Raw genomic sequence first — 25,952 nt, 5'->3', positions numbered from 1 at the left:
AGAGATGATCGAGGAAAAGTTTGACGCCATCGTCGTCGGTGCGGGCATGTCCGGCAACGCCGCCGCCTATACGCTCGCCAAGCGCGGCCTCAAGGTGCTGCAGCTTGAGCGCGGCGAGTATGCCGGCTCCAAGAACGTGCAGGGCGCCATCATGTATGCGTCCATGCTCGAGCAGATCATCCCCGACTTCCGCGAGGACGCCCCGCTCGAACGCCACATCGTCGAGCAGCGCTTCTGGATGATGGACGGCCATTCCCATTCCGGCATGCATTACCGGTCCGACGAGTTCAACTCCGACAATCCCAACCGCTACACCATCATCCGCGCCCAGTTCGACAAGTGGTTCTCGCGCAAGGTCCGCGACGCCGGCGTCACGGTACTGACCGAGACCACCGCCACCGAACTCGTCTATGACACCGGCGGCAAGGTCATCGGCGTCCGCACTGACCGGCGCGACGGCGAAATCCGCGCCGACGTGGTCGTGCTCGCCGAAGGCGTCAACGGCCTGCTCGGCACCCGCGCCGGCCTGCGCGAGACGCCCAAGCCCGAAACCGTGGCGCTCGCCGTCAAGGAAATGCACTTCCTGCCCGAGGAAGTGATCGAGCAACGCTTCAACCTGCGCGGCGCCGAAGGCTGCGTCATCGAGGCGGCCGGCACCTTCACGCGCGGCATGACCGGCCTTGCCTTCATCTACACCAACAAGGAATGCGTCTCGGTCGGCCTCGGCTGCCTGGTGTCGGACTATTCCAAGACCATGGAGAGCCCTTACGAACTCCTCGAAGCCTTCAAGCAACATCCGTCGGTGCGCGGCCTGCTCGCCGGTTCCGAGGTCAAGGAATATGCCGCCCATCTCATTCCCGAGGGCGGCTACAAGGCCATCCCCAAGCTCTATGGCGACGGCTGGGTCGTGGTCGGCGATGCCGCCCAGCTCAACAACGCCATCCATCGGGAAGGTTCCAACCTCGCCATGACCTCCGGCCGCATCGCCGCCGATGCCATCTTCCAGGTGAAAAGCCGGCGCGACGCCATGACGGCGGAAAACCTCAGCCTCTACAAGAAGATGCTGGACGACAGCTTCGTCATCAAGGACCTGAAGAAATACAAGGACATGCCGGCGCTGCTGCACACCCAGTCGCAGAACTTCTTCTTGACCTATCCCGAGCTCGTCTCCAAGGCCGCCCAGAACTTCCTGCATGTGGACGGCACGCCGAAGCTCGAGAAGGAAAAGGCCACTTCGGCCGCCTTCATCAAGGCCCGCAGCCGCCTCGGCCTCGTGTCCGACGCCCTGAAATTCGCCTTCGCCTGGCGTTGATCCCCACTGAACGGAGCCTCACCATGACCGCCATGCCCCGCATCGAAACCGGCGTCCGCGTCGAAGACAAGCTGTTCCAGAACCGCTACATGGTCGATACCGGCCGGCCGCATATCACGGTCAAGCCACACGACAAGCCGAGCCCCAATCTGCTCGCACTCACTCGCGTCTGCCCGGCCAAATGCTACGAGCAGAACGAACGCGGCCAGGTGGAGATCACCGCCGACGGCTGCATGGAATGCGGCACTTGCCGCGTGCTCTGCGAGCCGTCCGGCGAAATCGAATGGAACTATCCGCGCGGCGGCTTCGGCGTGCTGTTCAAGTTCGGCTGAACTCGCCAGCGGATGCCGCGTTCAACGGCCAGCCATCGCGACTTGCCTCAGGCGCGGCTCCGCCATGGTTGCAGTGCCGCCTGGCTCCATGTCTGGACATTTACGTATTGCACCGCCGCAGAGTTCGGCCACTATTCCCATCCGGCCGAAGCCTCCGGAGGCCAGCAGCCCCGACAAGCCTGATCCGTAAACTCAGGAAAAGGCTTGAGGATGGAATATGCTGGCTCAATAGATTAGAATGCGTCTAAAGAGCGCTTGCAAAATTGCTGCGATGCGCTAGATATGGCTCCGGCATCGTTTCACCACCAACCCAAAAGGTAGTCAAATGCTCGGTATTGGCGACAAGCTCCCCTCCTTCTCGGTCACCGGCGTGAAGCCCGGCTTCAACAACCACGTCGAAGCTGGCGTTTCGGCCTTCGAGGAAGTCACCGAATCCTCCTTCCCCGGCAAGTGGAAGGTCATCTTCTTCTACCCGAAGGACTTCACCTTCGTCTGCCCGACCGAGATCGCCGAGTTCGCGCGCATCGCCAAGGATTTCGAGGATCGTGACGCTGTCGTGCTCGGTGGCTCCACCGACAACGAGTTCGTCAAGCTCGCCTGGCGCCGCGACCACAAGGATCTCGACAAGCTGCCGATCTGGAACTTCGCCGACACCAACGGCTCGCTGACCGATGGCCTCGGCGTCCGTTCGCCGGCCGGCGTCGCCTACCGCGTCACCTTCATCGTCGATCCCGACAACACCATCCAGCATGTCTACGCGACCAACCTCAACGTCGGCCGCAATCCCAAGGACACGCTGCGCGTCCTCGACGCCCTGCAGACCGACGAGCTCTGCCCGTGCAACCGTGAGGTTGGCGGCGACACGCTGAAGGCTGCCTGATGTCGATTGCGAGCCTCCAGGACAAGCTGCCCGGCTTTGCCAAGGACGTCCGGCTGAACCTCTCCGCCATGGCGGAAGACGACAGCCTGACCCCGCAGCAGAAATACGGCACCCTTGTCGCCTGCGGCTATGCCACGCGCAATGCCGTCGTGGCCGAGGCTCTCGTGGCAGAGGCGGCCAGCCGCCTCTCGCCGGAAGCCATGGAAGCCGCCAAGGGCGCAGCCGTGATGATGGGCATGAACAATGTCTATTATCGCTTCCTGCACCTCACCTCGAACCCCGAGTACAAGACCATGCCGGCGCGCCTGCGCATGACCTTGATCGGCAAGCCGGGTGTGGACAAGGTGGACTTCGAGCTCTGGTGCCTTGCCGTCTCGGCCATCAACGGCTGCGGCATGTGCATGGATAGCCACGAGAAGGTCGTGCGCGAGGGCGGGCTTCCGGCCAGCGCCGTGCAGAACGCCGTGCGCTATGCCTCGATCATCCAGTCGGCAGCCATTGCGCTGGAAGCCGTTCCGGCCTGATCGAACCACCTGGAACGAAATCGGAAAGCCCGGCCCCTGCGGTCGGGCTTTTTGCTTTTGGGCAAGCTCAGCCCCATTCCGCAGAGACCGGAGCCCCACCGCAGATTTCCGCCACGCGAAGTCGCGTGGCGTTGGTGGAGGCCTCGGGCAGCGCGTCGACCGGAAAGAAGCCGGCCTCAACGATTTCACGCCCCGGCACAAAGCTCCTGAGTTCCCGCCAAGCTTCCACGTGATAGACGAGCACGTGGTCGCGCTTGGCAAGGCGGCGATTGAAGAACACGCCGTGCAGGCGCAGCGTGCCAGCGGGAGCAATCCCGGCCTCTTCGTCAAGCTCCCGAACCGCCGCTTCAGCAGCCGTTTCCCCAGGATCCACCGCCCCGCCCGGCAGATACCAACCCGGCACATAGCTATGACGAACCAGGAGAATCCGGCTTCCGTCCGTCACCGCGACCCGCACGCCAAGGGTCGTTCCCTTGAGCAGACGCAGCGCCAGAGACTGGGCCTGATGCACGGCCGGCTGGAGAAATTTCAGCACCCGCTCATTCACCAAGACGGCCTCCATCCCTTGTCAGAAAACCTGATTCCCGCATGCAGGCTTCGCATGCCTGCTCAGTGTTTGGGCGAATAGCGCAAATCGTAGGCAGATGGTACATATCTTGTGTTCCTGAGCGGTCGTAGTGACTGTCTCGGACAAACACGCAAAGAAGGCTATCATGTTCTCCCTGTTCCGTCGTCGTCAGAATCGCTCCCGGAAGTTCCACTGGGTGCCGGCTGTCGATGCCAACAACCCGCACGTGTTCGCAGCCCTGTTCACTTTCTCGGGCCGCTGACGACGCTGCGCGGAAGGGATCCGCACGCCTCGCTCCGTTTCATGAACGATGGCATCTGAATCCAGTGTGATTCAGCGTTAGCCATTGGATCCGGCACTGCGCCACCGCCTTGCGGCGTGGCGCAAACGAATGCGTGCGCCCTCTTTACGCCTGGGTGGCGATTGGCTACCAAGCGGGTGATGGTCAGCCTTGTTCACATATCCGATCCGCATCTCGGGCCCCTTCCACCGGCCCGTCTCAGGGAACTCGCGTCCAAGCGGATCCTGGGCTTCATCAACTGGCGGCGCAATCGTAGCCGCCTGATGCAGGTTGACCTGCCGTCCCGGCTGGTTTCCGCCGTCCGCGCCCTTGAGCCGGACCACATCGCCGTGACTGGCGACCTTGTCAACATTGCCTTGCCGGCCGAGTTCGCCACTGCCCGCGCCTTTCTGGACGCGCTGGGCGATGGTTCGGATGTGTCGGTCATCCCCGGCAATCATGACGCCTATGTCCGTGGGTCCCTTGATCGCGCCAGCGCCAGCTGGACGCCCTGGATGCAGGGCGACAGCGGCGACAGCAGCTGGCCTTACGTCCGCCGCCGCGGCGACATCGCCATCATCGGCGTCTCGAGCGCTCGCTCCACCGGCCCCTTCATGGCCACGGGAACCGTCGGCCGGCGCCAGGCCGAACAACTCGCCATCGAACTTGCGGCTCTCGGTCAGGAAGGCCTGTGCCGCGTCGTCCTGATCCATCATCCGCCACAGACCGACGGCGCCCATTGGCACAAGCGCCTTGTGGATGCGCGCCGCTTTCGCAAGGCGATCGCCGCAGGCGGTGCCGAACTCATCCTGCACGGCCACACCCACCTGCCCTCGGTGGCCTATATCGACGGACCTTCCGGCGCAAAGGTCCCGGTCTTGGGCATTTCTGCGGCCACACAAACGCACGGCGGACGCAAGCCGCCCTCCGGCTTCAACCATTTCACCTTTGAGAAAACCGAGGCCGGATGGCGCATCGACCGGCAGCGCTATGAACTCGACGCAGCATCCGGCGACTACAGCGAGATCGAGCGCGACAGCTTCACCGGCGGGGTCCGCACTCAGCTGGCGCCGGGCACCATGAACCAGGCGTAGGCCACGAGCCCAATCGCCCCGGCGGCAAATCCCGCCAGAAACAGCACCAATGCCCAGATCAAGGCAGAGCCCTTGTCCGCCTGCCCCGCCTTGGCGTGCAACGCTGGCTCCTCGGCCGCAGCGGCCCGCGCCGAGGCCTTGCCTGCCGTCCGCCCCGGCAAGGCCGCGGAACGAAGGCGCGCGAGGAGATAGTCGGATTCCTGCGCCCGATCGCGCTCCACCACACGCTCAGCCACATAGTCGGTAACGGCGTCCGCTACCACATGCACGTCGGCGCTCTCAATCAGCACCACGCGGCCAAAGCGGGTATCCTTGAGAAAACGATAGGTGCGCCGGTCGCGCCCGATCATCACATGCGCAGTCGGATCCACCCATAGGCGCGGCGGCGTACTACCTGCGATCTCGCAGATGAAATAGTCGTCATTTGACGGCAGCTCGGCGAAGACGCCCTGCAACTCCTCGACCAGCAGCGCCAGCCTGGCCCTGTCGGCTTCGTGCAGATCCGCGAAGGCATCGGAGCGCTCCGCTTCGGCAATGCGCACGCGACGCACGGCGTCGCTCAGCCTGCGCACCTTGCCATTGCCTTCGCTCGACGAATCGCTCGCCATATCCAAATGCCTCCGTCATCGCGCGCCGGAACCCCGCATTTCCGCCCGAAAACGGGTGAAACGCTTCAAGCCGGACGACACGTAAGTCTAAAAGCGAGCTTACACGATGATGGCCTTTTAGACTATATTAACCTTGGAGGCGAAGGCACCTCTCCACCGCCCGCGATTCTCCCAAGGCGATGGACGAATGAAAAAAAACGCGTACACTCCATCATCCCCCCTTGACCGGTTACATATTTCATTTTAATTTCTTCATTGTGAATTAATAAAAACAAGGCGCCTAATTTTTACGCAGCCAAAATCATGGACACCCTATCCTGGAGGCTCCGCAGTGATGCGGTGACGGATATGTCCTTGGGCTGCAAAGGCGTCCCTGGGAGGATGACGTGTCCACTCGACCCGCACGCACGGGACAGGGATCGAATTCGGTCCAGGTCCGGCAATTCAACGAACGCATCGTGCTGCAATGCCTCCGCCGCATGGGCGAGGCGTCGAAGGCCGATCTGGCGCGTGCCGCCGCCCTCACAAACAACGCCATTGGCGACATCATTCGCGATCTGGAGTCCGTCGGCCTCGTTTCCGTGCTCGGCAAGAAGCGCGAAGGGCAGCGCGGTCAACCCGCCACCATGCTCGCGCTGGAATCGAGCGGGGCCTATTCCATCGGCGTCCGCCTCGATCGCGTGTCGAGCGAAGTGCTCTGCGTCGATTTCGGCGGCAATATCGTATCCCGCCGCAGCCGCGACGTCATCCTGCCGCCGCCTGACGACATGCTGGCGATGATCGTCAGCGACATCAACGCTATCCTCGACGACATTACCCCCAACCAGAAGGCCCGCCTCGCCGGTATCGGCCTCGCCCTGCCCTTCAACCTCGGCAGCTGGCTGAGGGAACTGGAGCTGCCGGCCGAGTCCTTCAAGCTCTGGGACGGCTACGATTTCGCCATGGCGCTGGCGCGTGAGACCGGCATGTCCGTGTTCACCGAAAATGACGGTAACGCCGCCGCCATCGCCGAGCTCTTCTACGGTCGCGGCCGTCAGATCGACGATTTCGTCTACATCTTCATCGGCGGCGCCGTCGGTGGTGGCGTTGTCGTCAGCGGCGACTGCCTGCATGGCGTCAACGGCAACGCCGGCGACATCGCCATGCTCACCGTGCCGGCCTCCACGCTCGCCTCCGCGCCAGCCCCCCAGAAGGCTTTCGACGTCCTGCTGACCCGCGCCTCGCTGACCGCCCTGCGCCGTCACATGCGCTGGCATGGCCTGAAGGTCGAGAGCCTCGCCGACATGGCCGATGCTCTCAGCCATTCCGATCGCCACCGGGCGCTCGACGAATGGATCGACGATGCTGTCGCCGCCTTCGTTCCCGCCATTCTCTCGGCAACCGCCGTGCTCGACGTGCCCAATGTCGTGCTCGATTGCAACATCGACGACGGCCTGATCCAGACGATCATCGAGCGGCTGGAGAAAGCCCTCGAGCAGGCAGCCCCTGAAAGCGTGCGCGTGCCGATGTTCTACAAGGGCTCCTTTGGCCACGACGCCGGCGCACTCGGTGCAGCCACGCTGCCCCTCTTCGTCAACTTCTCGCCGCGCTCCTCCATCCTCACGGGAACAGCGGGCGCGATCAAGGAGACCCAGTATGCAGCCGCAGAATGATACGGCCCCCATCCTGGAAATGCGCGGCATTTCCAAGACATTCCCCGGCGTCAAGGCGCTCAGCCACGTCGATCTCACTGTCTACGCCGGCGAGATCCACGCGCTGATGGGCGAGAACGGCGCCGGCAAGTCGACGCTGATGAAGATCCTTTCCGGTGCCTATCGGGCAGACTCCGGCGGCGAGATCCGCATCAATGGCAAGCCGGTCCATATCGATGGCCCGCTGTCGGCCAAGACTCTCGGCATCGCCGTCATCTACCAGGAACTGTCGCTGTCTCCCAACCTGACCGTCGCCGAGAACATCTATCTCGGTCGGGAGCCTTCCGTTGGAGGTCAGGTCGACCGCGCCTCCATGAAGGCCGGCTGCCGCGATGTGCTCGAACGTCTTGGGGCGCATTTCGGACCGACGACGCTGGTGCAGGACCTCTCCATCGCCGAGCGGCAGATGGTCGAGATCGCCCGCGCCGTGCACGCCAATGCCCGCATCCTCGTGATGGACGAGCCCACCACCACGCTGTCCTCGCGCGAAACCGACAAACTCTTCGGGCTGATCCGCTCGTTGCGCGCCGACGGGCTCGCCATCATCTACATCTCGCACCGCATGGCCGAGGTCTACGAACTGTCGGACCGCTGCTCTGTGCTGCGCGACGGCAGCTATGTGGGTACGCTCCTGCGCCAGGATCTCTCGGCCGAAGCGCTCGTGCGCATGATGGTCGGTCGCGACATCTCCAACTTCTACAAGAAGGAGCATGACGCCCACGGGAGCCGCGGCAAGGTGTTGCTGTCCGTCAAGAACGTGGCTGACGGTCGCCGCGTCAAGGGCTGCTCATTCGATCTGCATGAGGGTGAAGTCCTGGGTCTGGCCGGTCTCGTCGGCTCGGGCCGCACGGAACTTGCCCGCCTGATTTACGGCGGCGATCAGCGCACATCCGGCACCATCGAACTCGAAGGCAAGCGCATCGACCCGACCAAGCCGATCGACGCCGTGAACTCCGGCCTCGTCTATCTGACCGAGGATCGCAAGGGCCAGGGCCTGTTCCTTGACATGACGGTCCAGGAGAACATCAATCTCGGCGTTGTCGGCCGCGATGCAAAGGCCGGGTTCCTCGATCTCGGCAAGGCGCGCGAACGGGCCCTTGCCGCCATCAAGGCCTTGTCGATCCGCGTTGCCGGCCCCAATGTCCAGGTCGGCTCGCTCTCGGGCGGCAACCAGCAGAAGGTGCTGATCTCGCGCCTTCTCGAGACCAAGCCCCGCGTGCTTATTCTCGACGAACCCACACGCGGTGTCGATATCGGTGCGAAGTCCGAAATCTATCGCATCATCAATGATTTGGTGAAGTCTGGCGTCGGCATCATCGTCATTTCCTCGGAACTGCCTGAAGTCGTCGGCATCGCCGATCGTGTTCTGGTGATGCGCGAAGGTGAGATCGTCGGCGAAGTCGGCGGCACCTCCGGCGTCGCCATCACGCAGGAAAACATCATCGCTTATGCCACGGGCGTCGCACACACGATCGCACCGGCAGCCTGAACCAACCCAACATAACAGCGCCAAGGGAAACGCCATGGTGAATGAAGCCCAGACCGGCGCCATCGCTGAAAGCGACAAGGCCGCCGCCAACCGCAAGATGCTCATCCAGCAGATCATTCGCACGCTGGGCATGTTGCCCATCCTGATCCTGCTCGGTATCGGCTTCCAGCTGATGTCCGGTCGATTCTTCTCGCCGAACAACATCTCGATCGTCACCCAGCAGGCGGCCATCAACACCGTGCTTGCTTGCGGCATGACGGCCGTGATCCTCACGGGCGGCATCGACCTTTCGGTCGGTTCGATCCTCGCGGCCTCGGCCATGGTTGCCGTGCTTGGCTCGCTGATCCCCGACGCCGGCATGCTGGGCATTCCCTTCGCTCTCGGCATCGGCCTGCTGTTCGGCCTGATCAACGGCGCTCTGGTGGCCTTTGTCCGCCTGCCGCCGTTCATCTCGACGCTGGGCTCGCTCACCGCCGTGCGCGGCGTCGCCCGCCTGCTCGGCGGCGACACCACCGTGTTCAACTCTTCGCTTCCCTTCGCCTTCATCGGCAACGGCAGCATCTTCCACATTCCCTGGCTGGTGATCATCGCCTTCCTGTCGGTGATCGCCACCTGGCTGATCCTCCGCCGGACCGTCCTCGGCGTGCATATCTACGCCACCGGCGGCAATGAGAACGCCGCGCGCCTTGCCGGCATCAAGGTCTGGGCCGTCTACCTGTTCGTCTACGGCTTCTCCGGCCTGATGGCCGGCCTCGGCGGCGCCATGAGCGCGGCGCGCCTCTTCGCCGCCAACGGCACCCAGTTGGGCCAGTCCTATGAACTCGACGCCATCGCGGCGGTCATCCTCGGCGGCACCAGCTTCGTCGGTGGTGTCGGCTCGGTCTGGGGCACGCTGATCGGCGCGCTGATCATCGCCGTGCTGTCCAACGGCCTGGTGCTCGTCGGTGTCAGCGACATCTGGCAGTACATCATCAAGGGCCTGGTGATCATCGTCGCCGTGGCACTCGACCGCTTCCGCTCCAGCGGATCGGCTCGCACCTGACGGTTTCGGTCGAGACGACCGGAGGGAAAGTCTCGACCAGTCAACCGGCTTCGGCACAGGACGCAGTTGCCGGGACAAAAAGACGAAATTGGAGACGGTTCGCCGCCTTCGAGCTTGGGTAGCCATCCGGGACACCGGTCAAAACGCCCCGGATGACGCCCCCAAGGAATTCCGGAATGCAGGTTACATCGCATTCCGGATCACAATGCCACCGCCAGGAGATGAAATATGCGCGGTGGTTTCCCTGATGGAGGAGTAAATAGCATGAAATCTGGTATTCTTCTCGCCGCTGTTGCCGCTCTCGCTCTGACCGGCACCGCCGGCGCCAAGGATCTCAACAAGATCGGCATTTCGCTCGGCTCGATGGGCAACCCCTTCTTCGTCGCCCTGGCCAAGGGTGCGACCGACAAGGCCAAGGAAATCAATCCGAACGTCGAAGTCACCGCTCTGGGCTATGACTACGACCTCAACAAGCAGTTCACGCAGATCGACAACTTCATCGCCGCCGGCGTTGACCTGATCCTGCTGAACCCCGCCGATCCGAAGGCCGTGGCCCCCGCCATCGCCCGCGCTCAGGCGGCCGGCATCCCCGTGGTCGCCGTTGACACCGCCGCCGAAGGCGCCGATGCCACCGTCACCACCAACAACGTCCAGGCCGGCGAAATCGCCTGCCAGTACATCGTCGACAAGCTCGCCGGCAAGGGCAAGGTCATCATCCAGAACGGCCCGCAGGTTTCGGCCGTTATCGACCGCGTCACCGGCTGCAAGAACGTCCTCGGCAAGAACGCCGGCATTGAAGTCCTCTCCGACGACCAGGACGGCAAGGGCTCGCGCGACGGCGGCATGAACGTCATGCAGGGTCACCTGACCCGCTTCGAGCAGATCGATGCCGTGTTCGCCATCAACGACCCGCAGGCCATTGGTACCGACCTTGCTGCCAAGCAGTCCGGCCGTGACAACATCGTCATCACCTCGGTCGACGGCGCTCCGGACATCGAAGCCTCGCTCAAGGATGCCAACTCGCCGATGATCCAGGCCTCTGCCAGCCAGGACCCCTATGCCATGGCCCAGCTCGCCACGTCGATCGGCGTCGACATCCTGAACGGCAAGCAGCCCGCGCAGAAGGTGACGCTGCTGGAATCCAAGCTCGTGACGCGTGACAACGTCAACGACTACAAGGGCTGGACTTCCGCTCGCTGATCGATTGGAAAGACAGATCTGAATACAGGGGGCCCGGAGCAATCCAGGCCCTTTTTCTATCAAGGACTGACCTGATTCAGGTTCTCCGGAAGTGACAGGTCTGCCTCAGCGACCCCTCGAGAAACCTTAAACGCCTATCACAAAATGAAAAATCATTTCATGACCGTAGTTGGCACCACCAAACACAGCAAACTAAGTAAAAATTGCAGATCATCGTTCTTTTTCACCGGATATTAACGTCGGAGATTCATCTTGCTCCCTGCCACGCAGATCTCTTTGCGTTGTCTACGAAAATACAAATTTCCGGGGTGAAGGATTCATGGCCAAGGCGAGTCGTCTCACGAACATGAGCATTGCCAAAAGAGTGCTCAATTTCGGCTTGTTCTCTCTCTTGGGATTGTCAATCGTAGGCGGCATCTATGGCTTTCAGGAATTCCAACTGGAATCCTATCGCAAGACAGCTGCTGAAGCGCGCATCAACGCTGAGTTCGCCGGCACATTGCAGACCTCTGCATTGCAGATGATGCGTGCCCAGAGCGATTTTCTTGCCACCAGCGACGAACGCTATGTGGGGCGCTTCGGTGACGCCATGCGTGTCGTGACAACCACGGGCGAGCAGCTCACGGCGCGACTGAAGTCGGCGCCCGGTGGTACCCAGGAACTTGACGGCCTTATGGCCGGCCTCAACGATTTCTCCACCACCTTCAACGATGTGGTGAACAGCAAGAAGTCGATTGGCCTCTATCCGAAGTCCGGCCTGAACGGCAAGCTTCTCTCCTCGACTGACATCATCGAGAAGCAGCTTGCAGCCACCCCGGATGCCGCCTTGAGCCTCGCCTACCAAACGCTGCGCGGGCTCGAAAAAGACTACATGCTGAAGCATAATCCGAAGGCCTTCACCGAATTCGGCCAGAAGGCACCGACCTTCGCCGACGCGCTCGCCAAGTCCGCCCTGCCGGCCGACGCGAAGACCGCGCTGACCGCGGCCTTCACCGATTATTCGGCCACCGTCGCTTCCTGGGTGGACCTCGACAAGACCCTGCGCACCGCCAGCCTCAAGCTCGCCAGCGAAGTGACCGACCTCGATCCCAAGGTGGACTCCTTCGTCTCGGCCATCCGCTCGGGCGACAGCGCCGCGGCCACGGCAGAACTCAACATCCGCTCGAAGGCCCGCATCCAGTTCATGGCCTCCTTCGCGGCGATCGTGCTGATCACCGTGGTGCTGGCCTGGACCATCGGACGCGGCATTTCCCGCCCAATCTCCCGCATCACGGCGGCCATGAAGGCGGTTGCAGCCGGTGACCACGACCTCCAAATCCCCTTCGCACGCAATACCAACGAAATCGGCGAAATGGCACGCGCGCTTGAAGTCTTCGCGCAAGGCCTTGCCGAAACCGACCGCCTGCGTGCCGAGCAGAGCCTGACCGATCAGCAGGTGCGCGAACGCCAGGTCCAGGAACGTGAGCGCCTTGCCGACGAGTTCCAGTCTGTCATGGGCACGCTGGCGGACCGCTTCGCCACCTCGTCGACCGAACTGGCCGACGCCGCCCGCGAACTGCTCGAAACCGCTGAAGCCACCACGGAAAAGTCCGTGTCCGTGACCGGTGCCGCCGAGACGGCCTCCGACAACGTGCAGACGGTCGCCGCCGGTGCGGAAGAACTCTCTGCCTCCATCCGCGAGATCAATTCCCAGGTGTCCAAATCGGCTGCCATCGCCGGCGAAGCCGCCAGCGAAGCGGCCCAGACGGAAGCCAACGTGCGCGCCCTCACCGCCTCCGCCGCCAGCATTGGCGATGTGGTCAACCTGATCCGCGCCATCGCCGAGCAGACCAACCTTCTCGCGCTCAACGCCACGATTGAAGCTGCTCGTGCCGGCGAGGCCGGCCGCGGCTTTGCCGTAGTCGCCAGCGAGGTCAAGCAACTCGCCTCCCAGACCGCCAAGGCGACCGACGAGATCGGCGCCAAGATCGGCGAGATTCAGACGGCAACCAATGAGACCGTTGCTGCCATCGGCCGCATCACCAACACCATCTCCATGATCCAGGACGTCACCTCCTCGATTGCCGGGGCGGTGGAGCAGCAGGGTGCCGCCACCAACGAGATCGCCCAGAACACCCAGCGCGCCGCCGAGGGCACGCAGATCGTGACGGGCAATATCGCCGGTGTCAGTGAAGCCGCCGAAGCCACCGGCAAGGCGTCGAGCCACCTGATGCAGCTGTCGGCAAAGCTCGAGGAACAGTCCTCGCGCCTGCAGAGCGAGGTGGGCGGCTTCGTCCAGAGTCTGCGCTCGGCCTGATACTCGGACGCTCTTTCAATCCGGATGCGCGAATCCCACGCGGACTCGCGCATTCTTCATTTTGCGGGCGAGCGAACCGGCACGACCTGCCGAAATAGTGACTTCCATCATCGGCAAAGCACTCCTATACCTTTGAAAGATTAGGGAGGAGACGCCGCGTGTCCGATATTCGCCCCGTCCGGATCGGGATCATTTCCACCGCCAAGATCGCCCGTGAAAAGGTGATCCCTGGCTTCCGCACCACCCCTTGGCTTGAGGTGGCCGCCATCGCTTCGCGCGATCTGGCGCAGGCCCAGGCGACCGCAGCCAAGCTCGGCATACCCAAGGCCTATGGCTCCTATGCCGAACTGCTCGCCGATCCGTCGATCGAAGCGGTCTACATTGCCACGCCCAACGACAGCCATATCGACCTGACGCTTGCCGCGGCACGTTCGGGCAAGCACGTGCTCTGCGAGAAGCCCGCCGGCATGAATGCCGCCGACACCGCCCGTCTTTTCGCGCTGCCGCCGGGCATCGTCTACTACGAAGCCTATATGGTCCGCTTCCACCCGCAGTGGCTGGCCGTGCGCGATCTCGTCCGTTCGGGCCGCATCGGTCGCCCCGTCGGCGTGCAGACCTGGTTTTCCTATAACCTCACCGACCCCACCAACATCCGCAACAAGCCGGAAAATGGCGGAGGCGGGTTGATGGACATCGGCGGTTATCCGATCGTCACCTCGCGTTTCGTGCTCGATGCCGAACCGCAGCGTGTCGTCTCGCTTGTGGAGCGCGACAAGGCCTTCGGCACCGACACGCTCACCAGCGTGCTCGTGGACTATGGCCAGGGGCGCCACCTCACCTTCACCGTCAGCACCCAGGCGGTGCCGCATCAGCGCGTCAACGTGGTTGGCACCGAGGGCCGGATCGAGGTGATGATCCCCTTCAATGCGCCGGCCATGGGCGAGACGCAGATTCGCATCGACAGCGGCAAGGCACTCGGCGACGCCGCCATCGAAACGGTCACTCTGCAAGCCTGCGATCAATATGGCCTTGAGGGCGAAGCCTTCGCCAAGGCCATTCGCGGGGTTGAAGCCCTTCCCTGGGGCCGCGAAGACGCCCTGAAGATGATGACCATCCTCGACGCCATCGCCGCCTCCGAACAGCGTGGCGGCTGGGTGTCGCTCTGACGAGATCCTGATCGGTCCGCCGAAGGCTCCCTGGCCTCGGCGGACCGGCCTTGGTCAATCGCGCCAGAGGAAGGCCGCCCCGCGCACGCCCGAGCTGTCGCCATGCTTGGCCTTGCGGATCGGCGTGGCGACGCTGTCGGTGAACACCAGCTTGTCGTCACCGGCATAGAGGTTGGTGCGCTCCTGCAGGATGCGCGGCAGGTCGTCGTAGAGTTCGTCCACATTGCTCATGCCGCCGCCCAGCACGAAGACGTCAGGATCGAGAATGTCGATCAGCATGGCAAGCGAGCGAGCGACGCGATCGGCGAAGCGCTCGTAGGCTTGACGCGCGATCGGATGGCCGGCCCGCATCTTCTCGACGATCTCCACCGCCTTGAGGCTCTCGCCGCTCGCCGTGCGATAGTCGAGCTCGAAGCCGCCGCCCGTGCAATACATCTCCAGGCAGCCGTGCCGTCCGCACCAGCACTTGGGGCCGGGGAACTCGCCTTCCTTGGGCCAGGGCAGGCTGTAGTGGCCGATCTCGCCGCCGAGCCCCTGGTAACCGCCGTGGCTCTTGCCGTCGATGGCAATGCCACCGCCGTGGCCCGTGCCGATGATGATACCCATCACCACATGCGCGCCAGCGCCAGCGCCATCCACCGCCTCCGACACCGCGAGGCAATTGCCGTCATTGGCGATGCGCACCGGCCGGCCCAACGCTTCGGCAAGGTCGGCGCCGAGCGGACGGCCGTTCAGCCACTTGGTGTTGGAGTTGCGGATCAGTTGGGTCAGCGGATTGGGGCTGCCGGGAATTCCGAGCCCCACCGTTCCGGTCTTGCCGGTTCGCTGCTCGGCAATGCCCACGAGTTCCTGCACGGCGCGGATCGAAGCACCATAATCGTCGCGCGGTGTCGGAATGCGATGGCGAACCAGTTCCGTTCCGTCGGCCTCAAGGCCGATCACTTCCATCTTGGTTCCGCCCCAGTCGATCCCGATATACATGTTCGCGCGTCCTGATGTGTTCTGCGGCGACCTTCCGTAGCATCGCCTTCGCCGACTGACGCATTTATCCTATTTCAGCCCTCGAAGAAATCACGAGTTCATCGCATGGTGGCGCTGCAGCCGCCCGCACCGGAGCCAAGCATGCCGCGCCTTGCCGCCAATCTCAGCCTGATGTTCACCGAGTGGCCGTTCCTCGATCGTTTCAAGGCCGCGGCCGACGCGGGCTTCACCGCCGTCGAGTATCTCTTTCCCTATGATCACCCGGCGGGCTCCGTTGCGGAGGCCCGAAAGGCCGCCGGTGTAGATCAGGCCCTGTTCAATCTTCCGCCCGGTGATTGGGCAAAGGGCGAACGCGGTCTCGCCGCCCTGCCCGACCGCGAGGCTGACTTCCGCGCCAGCCTAGATCTCGCCATCGCCTACGGCCGAACCATCGGCACGCCCAACCTGCACATGATGGCAGGCCTCGCCGACCCCGCAGACCTTGCCGCCCGCACCGCTTATCTCGACAACTTGCGCCGCGCTGCCGATGGCACCGCCGAAGCCGGCATGGCCCTGCTGATCGAGCCGATCAACCGCCGCGACATGCCCGGCTACTTCCTGAACGATTTCGACATGGCCGCCGACCTGATCGCCGCCGCGAACCATCCCAACATCCGCCTGCAGTTCGACATCTACCATCGGCAGATCATCCGCGGCGACGTGCTGAAAGGCCTCGAACAGTGGCTACCGCTGATCGGTCACGTGCAGATCGCCGCCGTGCCGCATCGCCATGAGCCAGGTACCGGCGAGCTGGACGATCTGCATGTTCTCCGTGCGCTCGACGGTCTTGGCTACACGGGCTACGTCGGCTGCGAATACCGCCCCCGTGCAGGAACGCTGGACGGCCTCGACTGGATCAGGCGCCTCGGTGACGAGGCCTGAACGCCGCTCAAGACCCGTCGAGCCGCTCGGCCTTCCTCAGTTCCGGGAACATCGCGGCCCAGGCGAAGGCCACGAGCATGGTCCCGACACCGCCGACCACCACCGCCGGGATCACGCCGATCAACGCCGCCATCGTGCCGGCGCGGAACTCGCCCAGTTCGTTGGATGCGCCAACGAACACCATGTTCACGGCGCTCACCCGCCCGCGCACGTCGTCGGGCGTAGCGAGCTGAATCAGGGTTTCGCGCACATAGACCGACACCATGTCCCCAGCGCCCATCAGCGCCAGCATGGCGATCGAGAGGGCCGGCGAGGTGGAAATGCCGAAGACCAGCGTTCCCAGCCCGAACAGGCCCACACCGGCAAACATCTTGAGTCCCGCCGCCGACTTGATCGGGAAGGTGGCCAGCCAGAGCGTTACGGCAATCGCGCCAATCCCCGGCGCCGAGCGCAACAGCCCCAGTCCCAACGGACCCAGCACGAGAATGTCCTTGGCGTAGACGGGCATCAGCGCCACCGCACCGCCAAGCAGCACGGCGAACAGGTCGAGCGAGATGGCCCCCAGCACGATCCTGTTGGTGAACACATAGCGGAATCCGGCCGACACCGAGTCCCATGTGGATTCGCCCTGCCGCGCCGTCTGCGGCACCATGGGGAGCGCCAGCATAAGCGCAATGCCCAGCACGAACATGGCAATCGCGGTGCCATAGGCGACGAACTCCGACAGGCCGAACAACAGGCCGCCCACAACCGGTCCGCCGATGGTCGCCACCTGCCACGAAGCCGAGGTCCAGCTCACTGCGCTCGACAGCGCCACACGCGGCACCATGTTGGGCACCATCGCCTGCAGCGACGGCCCCAGGAAGGCGCGCGCCACGCCCAGCACCAGCAGCAGTCCGTAGATCGGCAGCACCTCGCGCGCACCAACCCATCCATGGGCAAAGAAGCCGATCACACAGAGGAGTTCAAGCGCAAGACAGGCCGACACGATCAACCGGCGCTCGAACCGATCGGCCACCGCGCCGGTGAACAGCACCAGCACCACCGACGGCATGAACTCCATCAGCCCGACGAGACCCAGCGCAAAGGGATCGGACGTCAGCGCATAGACCTTCCAGCCGATCGCCACGACCACGATCTGTACCGCGAAGGACGCGAACAGCCGCGCGATCCAGTAGAGCAGGAAAGCGCGGTGATGAAAGGCATTCGGCGACACAGCCGCATCAGGATGGGTCATCTTGTATCTTCGGCAACGGGCGCCGGCGGACTTCGGCTATTCCGGCTTGGAAAGGCCCGAACCGGTCCTGCGATGGCGCCACTCGAGAAAGGCTAGGAGAATCAGGGCGAGGATCAGAGGTACCACAAAGTAGATGAGACGGAACAGGATCAGCGCCGCCGCCACATCCGACCGATGCGAGATGCCGAGCCCGGTCACCACGGTCGCCTCGAACACCCCGACACCACCCGGCGTGTTGGCCGCCATGCCGGCAATGAACCCAACCGAATAGGTGACGAGATAGCGGGCAAGGTCGGGCACCGAATCCGGCGGCAGCAGCAGGTGCAGCGTGCCGGCCGCCGCGATCAGGTCGAAGGCCCCGGCTACGATCATGCCGAAGGCGGGCTTGGCGCGCGGCATCCGCAGGATCATGCCGCCCACCCGCAGGAAGCGGCGCTTGCGGGCGATCCAGACGAAGAAGGCGAGCAGCAGCACCAGGATTGACACACCCACCGCCCGGTCGATCAGATGATGCTCGAAGACCGGGCTCTGCGTCACCGGTTCGATGCAGAGCGTGACGCCCAGCACGAACATGATGCCGGACCACATGGTCACCCAGCTCATCATGATCAGCCGCGCCACCACCGAGAAGCTGACGCCGACCATGGAATAGATGCGATAGCGCGCACTGCCCCCCGACAACAGCGGAAATCCAAGGGTGTTGGCGAAGACATTCGCGATCAGGCTGCCCATCAGCGCCCGCTTCATGCTGACGCCATTGTGGTAGTTGAGCGCATGCAGCGCGAGCAGATCATAGGTCGCCAGCGCCACCAGCCCGACGCCCGTCAACAGGAAGGCCCCGACGATCCGCCAGGTGGGCATGTTGACCACGGTATCCCGGATCTCGGCAAACGAAACCTTTGTAGCCATGTCCCACAGGACATAGGCCGCACCAGCGATCAGGACAATGGCGATTACCGGCCCAACCCATTTCAGGAGCCGCTTGAGCTTTCCCGGCGCGGGTTCGTCCCCCACGATATCGTCGTCAGACGGTTCGTCTTGCAACTCCCAGGCATCCCATCCTTTGTTTGCCGCTGCGGGTTCGCGGCCCGACAACATCATGTTGCCAAGGCCATCGCCCGAGGGTCAGCTTGTTTTGGCGCCTTGTTTAGTCTTTCACGCCGCCAACGCCAATGCATTTCTCGATTTTCCGCAGCCGGTTATGCCACAGACGCAATCCACACCGACACTGAAGGCCTTGTCTATCTGCGCCGTTTGACAATTCGAAGACTTCTCAGCGCACCTCGTCACCGTCGCCGTCATCATCCTTGTCGTCGAAATCCAGCGTTTCCTCGGGCTTGCGTGGCTTCCCGGGGCCATAGTGCGGATTCTTCGGCGCCTTGTAGGCCGCCGCCGGCAGCACGCCATGCTCTTCCGGCGCCTGGGCGAACCATACCTTGGTCTGCGCATAGGGAATTTCAATGTCGTTTTCATCAAACACCTGTTTGATGAACTCGTTATAGGCCCGCCCCGTCGCCCATTGCTCGCCGGGCAGCGTCTTGATGCGGGCCCGCACCGTCACGGCGCTTTGCCCGAATTGCACGACGCCCTGCATCTCCAGGGGCTCGAGGATATAGCTGCCGCGATCCGTCGCCATCAGCCGATCGAAGGCGATGCCCATGCAGCGCTTCACCTCGTCGATGTTCTCCTTGTAGGCGACATCGATGTTGGCCACATGGAAGGCGAAGCCTCGCATGGCGTTGGAAACGCTGCCCACCGAGGAGAAGGGAATGATGTGATAGACGCCCTCGCCGTCGCGAATGCCCACCGAGCGGATGGTCAGACGATCGACCACGCCGGTGATGCCGGCTACCGTCACCACGTCCCCCTCGTTCATCGCATTCTCGAACTGGATGAAGGCACCGGTGATGATGTCCTGCACCAGCTTCTGCGAACCGAAACCGACGGCCAGACCGACGACACCGGCACCGGCGATCAGGGGGGCGATGTCGATGCCGAGCTGCGACAGCACCAGCATGGTCGTGATCACCACCAGGAGGATCGAGAAGGCATTGCGGAACAGGGACAGCAGCGTTCGCGTCCGGGCGTTCGAGATGCGCCCGAGCCCCGGGTTGAGCCGATACTCGACCCAGCTCGACGCCGCCAGCCAGATCGCCATGGCCATCATCAAGAGCAGCATGGCCGAGAAGAGGCGCCCCAGCAGATCCGCGCCCGAGGCCGACTCGACCCAGCTCATCAGGTCGATCAGCGACCAGGACTGCAAGATTGCCGCGGCCACAAGCAGCAGGATGACGAAGCGGACAATGCGCAGGAACATCGGCACCAGCAGATTGAGCCGGGATTCCAGGAGTGGCAACGGCCGTTTCACATCCGCCGGCAGGCGAATGCCATGGGCGATCGATTGCGACAGCCCCGTCACGGCCACGCCGCCGAGCAGCAGCGCCAGCACGGTCTCGATGGTCGCCTTGGCCATGAAGTCGACGGCGTCAAACGGGCGGCTCACCCAGAGGACGAAGGCCACCGACAGGTAGACGATCACGAGAAGGTGCCAGCCATGCGCCAGCAGCGCCAGCGTCGCCCGCAGCGTATCGCTCTTCACCTGTTCGATCAGCCCGGCCAGTCCCAGCCGCACATGCTCGCGCTTGAAGCCGACCAACGCAATCGACGCCAAGAGTGCCGCCAGCACCACCGCCAGGCGGAAGCCGATGCCGACCGAGAAGCCGATTGCCTGATTGACGATCGGGTGCACCACCATCACGCCGTAACCGGTGAAGCCCAGGATGCGCGACATCCAGAAATACCAGAACCGCCCCGTCTGATCACTGACCGGCAGCAGGCGCAGGCTTGGAATGCGCCCCTGAAACAGCGCAAACAGCACCACCTTGGTGAGCTCGATCAACACGAAAGCGTCGATGAACAGGCTTTGCAGCAGATCCACATGCCCGTCGATCGACGAGGCCAGCGCATAGGCAGAACTTGCAAACCAGGTGACACCCACCGTCAGCGCATCGATCGCCACCGCGAGCACGATCCAGGGCACCTTGCGGAGCCGCGATACCCCTTCCAGCGCCGGCGTGACCGCCCGCACTGCCACTCGGGAGAGATAGCGGGCAATGTTGAGAACGGCAAAAGCGAAGATCACCAGAACCGCAAGCGCCATCCCCTCATCACGGATGCCGTCCCAGTTCAAGGCCGCCGATCCGTCGACCAATCGCTTGAGGTTCCCGAGCCCGTACCAGATCTTCGACAGGACCTCGGCGAAGCTGCGCGTCAGGTCCTGCGTGACGCTGGTCAGCTCCCGAGCCAACGGCACCGGCGGCGAAGGCACTGCGGGCGCGGCTTGCGCTGGTTGAGCCGGGGCTGCCGGGGCCGCAGCCGGCGACGCCGGATCCGGCTGAGCCGCGGCAGGGGCCACTGCGCCATTGCCCTGAGGCTGGCTTGCCACCGATTCGAGGCTGTGCACGAGAGCCGCGCGCGCGGCATCGTCCTTCAGAACATCCAGCAGCAGCTTGGCTGTATCGGCAGGCGTCTTCTGCTCGGTGCCGCCTGCAACAGGTTGACCTTGCGGTGGATCCTGAGCAAGGGCGACACCCGTTGTCAGTGTCAAACCGGTCAAAAGCAGAAACAGGCGCAGAAAATGCATCGGAGAACGTCTTCGGGAAGCTGAATGATTCCCATTGCATTGCGCAAACGCGCGCCCGGATCAAGCAAGCATATCGCGGTATGCGATCTTGCCGTCACTTTCCGCTGCCTCTGGCGAGAAAAAGTCCCCCGTCAGTTCAACCCACCGCGATTGAGCGCCGCCAGCTTCACCATCAGGTCGCCCGACAGCTTGTCGATGGTCATGTAGAACTCGATCGCCTTGCCGATGTCGCCCTTGGCGCTCGCCTGCACCAGCTTGATCGCGTCGGCAGCCAAGGCGCCGGCGTCCGCTTCGAGAGAGCCCCAGGGCGCGGAGCGCAGATCGTCCCGGCTCACCGTCCTGAACGCCTTGCCAAGCGGATGATTTTCCTTGGCAAACCCCTCCGGATCCGCCTTGCGCAGGCCCACCAGGCATTCCGCCAGGCTGCGCTTCCAGATCATGTGTTCAGCGCGGAAGCGACGGACATCGGCGTGGCGCACATTGGCATGGCTGAAGTCGTCGACCAGATGGGAGATTGCGGTGTCGGCCTTGCGAATCATCTCGCCGGTGGTCTTCGAATCCGCCTCATTCTGCGCTGCCAGCCGCGCAATCTCGTTGAGGCTCTTGGCGATGGATTCGGAAGCGGAGTGCTGATCGCTGAGCATCTGGTTGATCGAACCGATCGAGCCGTTGACGCCCCCGACGCAGCTGCGAATGCCGTTCATGTCCGACAGCACCTCGGAGAAGATCTCCTGTCCCTCGCGAACCCGAGTGCCGCCCTCGTTCATGGCCAGGAGCATGGACTGCATCACATCGCCGAGCGTCGACAACTGGCCGCGGATCAACTCCGTCGTCTTCGACGTCTCCTCGGACAGGGCCTTCACTTCCGCCGCCACAACGGCAAAGCCGCGTCCAGCCTCCCCCGCGCGCGCAGCTTCGATCGTCGCATTGAGCGCCAGCAGTTTGGTCTGGCTGGAAATGCCCTCGATCTGCTTGGCAAAGCCACCGATCGAATCGATCGCCCCACCGAGCGAAGCCATGCGCTTGTCGAGGCCGGCAAAGGACGCGGATATTTCCGTCATCGCCTGCCCGGCCACCGCCGCCCGCCCGGCTCCTGCATCGGCCAGGCGCGCCGCTTCCGCCGACGAGCCGCCGACGCCCTTGCTGAGGTCGGCGATATTCTGGATCGTGCGGGTCATTTCCTCGACCGCGCCGGAGATGGATACCGTCTCACCGGAGAGCTTGTGCACATTGCCGTTTGCCCAGGCCATCATGCACAGCAGTTCGCTCATCACCACCGACAGCTCGACAGACTGGTCAAACTCGCCGGCAATCGTGCGCTCAAGCTGCTCGATCTTGCGTGTCGCCGCGCCGAGGCTCTCGTCGGCCATGCGACGCAGAGCCACAACCTCAGCCTGCACAGCCATGTCGGATGGCTGCCCACCTGATGTTGCCTCCCGTTCCGCCCTCTTGAGCCGAAGCATGCCTTCTCTCCCCAAAATCCAACCAATTTCAGGAAATTTTCCGCTTCATCCGTTAAAATACTATTGCCTGCGGCTCGACCTGCACATTTCGAGAGCAGCATAAAATTGAACAAATGGCACCATTGCTGCCATGCACAAATCTCGTGCAAATAGCTTTCATCTATCAAAAATTGAATTCCAATTGCGATATGCGATATCTCGACCAAGCATCGAAACCCTTCCGACCGAAGGTTTCACCGCCGAGCCTATCAGGATGAAGGGAAGTCACTGGCAGCGCCATGAAATGGGCGACAATTGAACGCTTGGCGACGTTCGAAGGTCCACACCATTCATCGCGGCGGGGCGTCGTGTGATTGAGCAGCCCAATGCCCGGTGCGTGTGCCGATTGGCCGCACACGCACCGAGAAATATTTTCGGCTGATGCCTGACGCGCCTCAGCCTTCGAGTTCTTCGCGCAACATTTCGAGGCGAAGCCACTCTTCTTCCGCCGCGGCGAGATCGGCTTCGACCTTGCCAAGCTTCTCCGTCGCACTGGCAAACAGCTTCGGATCGCGGGCATAGAGACCGGAATCGTCGAGCACCGCATGCAACTTCGCCGCTTCAGCGGAAAGCTTGTCCATGGTGGCCGGCAGGGTCTCAAGCGCGTGCTTGTCCTTGAAGGACATCTTTGCCTTGCCCTTGGGCTGCGCAGGGTTGGCGGTCGCAGCTTCCTTCTTGGGAGCTGCCGCCTTCTCGGCCTTGCGGGCCTCGACGCCCTTGCCGCGCTGGGCCAGCATGTCGGTGTAGCCGCCGGCATATTCCACCCAGCGGCCGTCGCCCTCGCTCATGATCACCGAGGCGGCGACGCGGTCGAGGAAATCGCGATCATGGCTGATCACGATCACCGTGCCGGTGTAGTCGCTCAGCATGTCCTCGAGAAGATCGAGCGTCTCGAGGTCGAGGTCGTTGGTCGGTTCGTCCAGCACCAGCATGTTCGAGGGCTTGGCCAGTGCGCGGGCCAGCATCACGCGGCCGCGCTCCCCGCCGGACAGCGCACTGAGTGGCGTCCGCGCCTGCTCGGGCTGGAACAGGAAGTCCTTCATGTAGCCGATGACATGACGCTTTTCCTCGCCGATCACCACGAAGTCGCCCTTGCCCTCGGTCAGCGCGTCGGCCAGCGTCGTATCCGGATGCAGGCTGTCGCGCTTCTGCTCCAGCGTCTGCATGTCCAGCGTCACGCCGAGCTTCACCGTGCCGGCGTCCGGCTCCATCTCGCCCGTGAGCAGCTTCAGCAGTGTTGTCTTGCCCGCGCCGTTCGGCCCGACGATGCCGATACGGTCACCGCGCCCGACGCGGATCGAGAAATCCTTGACGATCGCCCGCTCACCGAAGGACTTGGAGATCCCCTTGGCCTCGATCACCAGCTTGGATGAGGCATCCGCCTCCGCCGCTTTCATGGTCACCGAACCGGTGGGGCCGCGATGCTCGCGCTTCTGCTTGCGCAGGTCCGCCAGGAGTTCGACGCGCCGCATGTTGCGCTTGCGCCGGGCCGTGACGCCATATTTCATCCAGTGTTCTTCGGCCTCGATCCGCTTGTCGACGCGTTGCAGTTCCTTCTGCTCGGCCTCGAACACCTCGTCGCGCCAGTTCTCGAAATGGGAGAAGCCGCGGTCGAGCGTGCGCGTTATCCCGCGCTCCAGCCAGACAGTCGTCCGCGACAGGTTCTCGAGGAAGCGCCGGTCATGGGAGATCAGCACGAGGGCCGACTTCATCGACTTGAGTTCGCTTTCCAGCCATTCGATGGCGGGCAAGTCCAGATGGTTGGTTGGCTCGTCCAGCAGCAGGATATCCGGCTCGGGCGCCAGCACATGGGCGAGCGCAGCGCGGCGCGTTTCGCCGCCCGACAGCGAGCCCGTCGGCTCCTCGCCGGTCATCCCCAGTTCGTTGAGCAGATAGAGCGCACGATAGTGGTCATCCCCCGGCCCGAGACCGGATTCCACATACTCAAGCGTCGTCTTGAAGGAGGTGAGATCCGGCTCCTGCGGCAGGTAGCGCACCGTCTTGCCCGGCTGAAAGAAGCGTTCGCCGCTGTCGGCCTCGACGATCCCCGCCGCGATCTTCAGCAGCGTCGACTTGCCCGAGCCGTTGCGCCCGACCAGCGTGATGCGGTCCCCCTCGCACACGGTGATGTCCGCGCCCGTGAGCAGCGGCGTGGCGCCAAAGGTCAGCGCGATGTTCTTGAGAAAGAGAACCGGAGGGGAAGCCATCTTGTCCTTGATATCTTTATGTGGAATCAGCCGCGTAGTCCGTGCGCTTCATCGATCAGGCGCGCGGTGATGTCGGCCAGTGCGTTGGCGCTGTTGCCGGCATGCGCGATCTGCCGCGACACCGCCGGCAGCGTCCGGCGGGCTGCGGCCTTGCCGAAGCGCGCCTTGAGATCGGCCATGGTCGCGCCCTGCGCGCCGATGCCCGGCGCCAGAATGAGCGACGTCGGCAGCCGTTCGAGCACATGCTCGGCGTCATCCAGCGTCGCGCCGATCACCGCGCCGCAGGGACCGATGCCATACTTGCCGAGGTGCGGCGCATTGAAAGCGGTGAGATCGTCGGCCAGCGCGTCGGCCACCGTCCGCTCGTCCTCGTGACGGGCATTCTGCAGCGCGATGCCGTCCGGGTTGGAAGAGCGCACCACCACGAACAGCCCCGCGCCATGCTCAACGGCGCGCTTGATCACCGGCGTCAACGAGCCAGAGCCCATATAGGCGCCCAGCGTGATCGCATCGGCGGGAATGCCCGCATCCGCGCCGATCCAGGCACCGGCATAGGCTTCCAGCGTATGGCCGATATCCATGCGCTTGACGTCAGCGAGCGCCAGCGCGCCGGCCGAGCGGATATGCGCGATCACTTCGGCCACCGCCTTCATGCCCTGCCAGCCGAAGCGCTCGAAGAAGGCGATCTGCGGCTTGAACACGCCGGCCCGATCACCCAGCGCATCGACCATACGCAGCCCGAATTCGCGCACGCCCTCGGCCGAATAGGGCAGGTTCCACGCGGCAAGCGTTTCCGGCGCCGGATCGATGCCGACGCAGAGCGGCGACCGGGCACTGGCGATGGTCTCGAAGCGATCGGCAAAAGGTGTCACGGCCATGGCGGGATCCTCGGGAAAGAGCGTGCCCGCTACATAGCCGCGATTGGATTGGGGGGGAAGGGGGAGTCGTGCGAGGCTGCGGCATTTGCCATGACTGGCAC

Annotated in this window: 21 protein-coding genes; 12 read left to right on the top strand and 9 right to left on the bottom strand. The window is 63.5% G+C overall.

The window, feature by feature from the left end:
• Positions 1 to 4: 4 nt before the first annotated feature.
• The 4 genes from L2I41_RS08785 to ahpD all read left to right on the top strand — a co-directional run bounded on the left by L2I41_RS08785 (position 5) and on the right by ahpD (position 3,048).
• Positions 5 to 1,312, top strand: coding sequence for an FAD-dependent oxidoreductase (locus L2I41_RS08785; RefSeq protein ID WP_237153159.1), 1,308 nt, complete (start codon positions 5 to 7; stop codon positions 1,310 to 1,312).
• 32 nt (positions 1,313 to 1,344) lie between these two features.
• The gene (locus tag L2I41_RS08780; protein WP_237153206.1) at positions 1,345 to 1,644 is read left to right on the top strand and encodes a ferredoxin family protein; all 300 of its coding nucleotides are present in this window, start codon (positions 1,345 to 1,347) and stop codon (positions 1,642 to 1,644) included.
• 325 nt (positions 1,645 to 1,969) lie between these two features.
• Positions 1,970 to 2,524 (top strand): peroxiredoxin, encoded by a 555-nt coding sequence (locus tag L2I41_RS08775; RefSeq protein WP_237153158.1) that lies wholly within the window; start codon positions 1,970 to 1,972, stop codon positions 2,522 to 2,524.
• Entirely contained in the window at positions 2,524 to 3,048 is a 525-nt protein-coding gene (gene ahpD / locus L2I41_RS08770) for an alkylhydroperoxidase, AhpD family (protein WP_237153157.1), read from the top strand. Before L2I41_RS08775 ends, ahpD begins: the two co-directional genes overlap by 1 nt.
• Positions 3,049 to 3,115: 67 nt before the next feature.
• Here the strand turns inward: ahpD and L2I41_RS08765 are convergent, their stop codons facing one another.
• The gene (locus tag L2I41_RS08765; RefSeq protein WP_237153205.1) at positions 3,116 to 3,595 is read right to left on the bottom strand and encodes an NUDIX domain-containing protein; all 480 of its coding nucleotides are present in this window, start codon (positions 3,593 to 3,595) and stop codon (positions 3,116 to 3,118) included.
• A gap of 444 nt (positions 3,596 to 4,039) precedes the next feature.
• On the opposite strand from L2I41_RS08765, the gene L2I41_RS08760 reads away from it, so the two are divergent.
• A complete protein-coding gene (locus tag L2I41_RS08760; protein WP_237153156.1) occupies positions 4,040 to 4,990 on the top strand; it encodes a metallophosphoesterase family protein in 951 nt (316 codons plus the stop codon).
• Here the strand turns inward: L2I41_RS08760 and L2I41_RS08755 are convergent.
• Positions 4,957 to 5,598 (bottom strand): hypothetical protein, encoded by a 642-nt coding sequence (locus tag L2I41_RS08755; protein ID WP_237153155.1) that lies wholly within the window; start codon positions 5,596 to 5,598, stop codon positions 4,957 to 4,959. The two genes, L2I41_RS08760 and L2I41_RS08755, sit on opposite strands and share 34 nt — an antisense overlap.
• Positions 5,599 to 5,984: 386 nt before the next feature.
• Between L2I41_RS08755 and L2I41_RS08750 the strand changes: the two genes are divergently transcribed.
• The 6 genes from L2I41_RS08750 to L2I41_RS08725 all read left to right on the top strand — a co-directional run bounded on the left by L2I41_RS08750 (position 5,985) and on the right by L2I41_RS08725 (position 14,482).
• The gene (locus tag L2I41_RS08750) at positions 5,985 to 7,250 is read left to right on the top strand and encodes an ROK family protein (protein WP_237153154.1); all 1,266 of its coding nucleotides are present in this window, start codon (positions 5,985 to 5,987) and stop codon (positions 7,248 to 7,250) included.
• Positions 7,234 to 8,778 carry a sugar ABC transporter ATP-binding protein gene (locus L2I41_RS08745; RefSeq protein WP_237153153.1) on the top strand — a complete coding sequence of 515 codons (1,545 nt, stop codon included), beginning with the start codon at positions 7,234 to 7,236 and terminating at the stop codon, positions 8,776 to 8,778. The genes L2I41_RS08750 and L2I41_RS08745 overlap by 17 nt, the downstream gene beginning before the upstream one ends.
• Positions 8,779 to 8,875: 97 nt before the next feature.
• Complete coding sequence (locus L2I41_RS08740) at positions 8,876 to 9,820, top strand: ABC transporter permease subunit (protein WP_237153204.1); 945 nt, start codon at positions 8,876 to 8,878, stop codon at positions 9,818 to 9,820.
• Between the two features lie 264 nt (positions 9,821 to 10,084).
• Complete coding sequence (locus L2I41_RS08735; protein WP_237153152.1) at positions 10,085 to 11,020, top strand: ABC transporter substrate-binding protein; 936 nt, start codon at positions 10,085 to 10,087, stop codon at positions 11,018 to 11,020.
• A 319-nt stretch (positions 11,021 to 11,339) separates the two neighbouring features.
• Positions 11,340 to 13,316 carry a methyl-accepting chemotaxis protein gene (locus tag L2I41_RS08730; protein ID WP_237153151.1) on the top strand — a complete coding sequence of 659 codons (1,977 nt, stop codon included), beginning with the start codon at positions 11,340 to 11,342 and terminating at the stop codon, positions 13,314 to 13,316.
• Positions 13,317 to 13,474: 158 nt separating this feature from the next.
• Complete coding sequence (locus L2I41_RS08725) at positions 13,475 to 14,482, top strand: Gfo/Idh/MocA family protein (protein ID WP_237153150.1); 1,008 nt, start codon at positions 13,475 to 13,477, stop codon at positions 14,480 to 14,482.
• Positions 14,483 to 14,536: 54 nt separating this feature from the next.
• On the opposite strand, the gene L2I41_RS08720 is transcribed toward L2I41_RS08725, so the two are convergent.
• Positions 14,537 to 15,463, bottom strand: coding sequence for an ROK family protein (locus tag L2I41_RS08720; RefSeq protein WP_237153149.1), 927 nt, complete (start codon positions 15,461 to 15,463; stop codon positions 14,537 to 14,539).
• Between the two features lie 141 nt (positions 15,464 to 15,604).
• On the opposite strand from L2I41_RS08720, the gene otnI reads away from it, so the two are divergent.
• Positions 15,605 to 16,384, top strand: a complete 780-nt coding sequence (gene otnI, locus L2I41_RS08715; RefSeq protein ID WP_237153148.1) for a 2-oxo-tetronate isomerase — start codon at positions 15,605 to 15,607, stop codon at positions 16,382 to 16,384.
• Between the two features lie 7 nt (positions 16,385 to 16,391).
• On the opposite strand, the gene L2I41_RS08710 is transcribed toward otnI, so the two are convergent.
• The 6 genes from L2I41_RS08710 to pyrF all read right to left on the bottom strand — a co-directional run bounded on the left by L2I41_RS08710 (position 16,392) and on the right by pyrF (position 25,851).
• Positions 16,392 to 17,621 carry an MFS transporter gene (locus L2I41_RS08710; protein WP_237153147.1) on the bottom strand — a complete coding sequence of 410 codons (1,230 nt, stop codon included), beginning with the start codon at positions 17,619 to 17,621 and terminating at the stop codon, positions 16,392 to 16,394.
• Between the two features lie 36 nt (positions 17,622 to 17,657).
• Positions 17,658 to 18,635 carry a putative bifunctional lysylphosphatidylglycerol flippase/synthetase gene (locus L2I41_RS08705; RefSeq protein ID WP_237153146.1) on the bottom strand — a complete coding sequence of 326 codons (978 nt, stop codon included), beginning with the start codon at positions 18,633 to 18,635 and terminating at the stop codon, positions 17,658 to 17,660.
• 259 nt (positions 18,636 to 18,894) lie between these two features.
• A complete protein-coding gene (locus tag L2I41_RS08700) occupies positions 18,895 to 21,264 on the bottom strand; it encodes a mechanosensitive ion channel domain-containing protein (RefSeq protein WP_237153145.1) in 2,370 nt (789 codons plus the stop codon).
• A 131-nt stretch (positions 21,265 to 21,395) separates the two neighbouring features.
• On the bottom strand, positions 21,396 to 22,727 hold the full coding sequence (locus tag L2I41_RS08695; RefSeq protein WP_237153144.1) for a methyl-accepting chemotaxis protein: 1,332 nt from the start codon (positions 22,725 to 22,727) through the stop codon (positions 21,396 to 21,398).
• 434 nt (positions 22,728 to 23,161) lie between these two features.
• Positions 23,162 to 24,973, bottom strand: coding sequence for an ABC-F family ATP-binding cassette domain-containing protein (locus L2I41_RS08690; RefSeq protein WP_237153143.1), 1,812 nt, complete (start codon positions 24,971 to 24,973; stop codon positions 23,162 to 23,164).
• Between the two features lie 26 nt (positions 24,974 to 24,999).
• Positions 25,000 to 25,851, bottom strand: coding sequence for an orotidine-5'-phosphate decarboxylase (pyrF, locus tag L2I41_RS08685; protein WP_237153142.1), 852 nt, complete (start codon positions 25,849 to 25,851; stop codon positions 25,000 to 25,002).
• Between the last annotated feature and the right edge of the window lie 101 nt (positions 25,852 to 25,952).

The sequence above is a fragment of the Oryzibacter oryziterrae genome (genome assembly GCF_021864535.1).
Classification (GTDB): domain Bacteria; phylum Pseudomonadota; class Alphaproteobacteria; order Rhizobiales; family Pleomorphomonadaceae; genus Pleomorphomonas; species Pleomorphomonas oryziterrae.
The sequence above is the reverse complement of the archived record's forward strand: the minus strand, read 5'-3'. Positions and strand labels throughout refer to the sequence as shown.

Bases quoted from the DNA above. Each gene is read 5' to 3' on its own strand.
- L2I41_RS08690 (WP_237153143.1), bottom strand. From the start codon at position 24,973: ATGGCTTCCCCTCCGGTTCTCTTTCTCAAGAACATCGCGCTGACCTTT.
- otnI (WP_237153148.1), top strand. From the start codon at position 15,605: ATGCCGCGCCTTGCCGCCAATCTCAGCCTGATGTTCACCGAGTGGCCG.
- L2I41_RS08780 (WP_237153206.1), top strand. From the start codon at position 1,345: ATGCCCCGCATCGAAACCGGCGTCCGCGTCGAAGACAAGCTGTTCCAG.
- pyrF (WP_237153142.1), bottom strand. From the start codon at position 25,851: ATGGCCGTGACACCTTTTGCCGATCGCTTCGAGACCATCGCCAGTGCC.
- L2I41_RS08735 (WP_237153152.1), top strand. From the start codon at position 10,085: ATGAAATCTGGTATTCTTCTCGCCGCTGTTGCCGCTCTCGCTCTGACC.
- L2I41_RS08785 (WP_237153159.1), top strand. From the start codon at position 5: ATGATCGAGGAAAAGTTTGACGCCATCGTCGTCGGTGCGGGCATGTCC.
- L2I41_RS08740 (WP_237153204.1), top strand. From the start codon at position 8,876: ATGCTCATCCAGCAGATCATTCGCACGCTGGGCATGTTGCCCATCCTG.
- L2I41_RS08710 (WP_237153147.1), bottom strand. From the start codon at position 17,621: ATGACCCATCCTGATGCGGCTGTGTCGCCGAATGCCTTTCATCACCGC.
- L2I41_RS08720 (WP_237153149.1), bottom strand. From the start codon at position 15,463: ATGTATATCGGGATCGACTGGGGCGGAACCAAGATGGAAGTGATCGGC.
- L2I41_RS08745 (WP_237153153.1), top strand. From the start codon at position 7,234: ATGCAGCCGCAGAATGATACGGCCCCCATCCTGGAAATGCGCGGCATT.
- L2I41_RS08755 (WP_237153155.1), bottom strand. From the start codon at position 5,598: ATGGCGAGCGATTCGTCGAGCGAAGGCAATGGCAAGGTGCGCAGGCTG.
- L2I41_RS08775 (WP_237153158.1), top strand. From the start codon at position 1,970: ATGCTCGGTATTGGCGACAAGCTCCCCTCCTTCTCGGTCACCGGCGTG.
- L2I41_RS08730 (WP_237153151.1), top strand. From the start codon at position 11,340: ATGGCCAAGGCGAGTCGTCTCACGAACATGAGCATTGCCAAAAGAGTG.
- L2I41_RS08695 (WP_237153144.1), bottom strand. From the start codon at position 22,727: ATGCTTCGGCTCAAGAGGGCGGAACGGGAGGCAACATCAGGTGGGCAG.
- L2I41_RS08700 (WP_237153145.1), bottom strand. From the start codon at position 21,264: ATGCATTTTCTGCGCCTGTTTCTGCTTTTGACCGGTTTGACACTGACA.
- ahpD (WP_237153157.1), top strand. From the start codon at position 2,524: ATGTCGATTGCGAGCCTCCAGGACAAGCTGCCCGGCTTTGCCAAGGAC.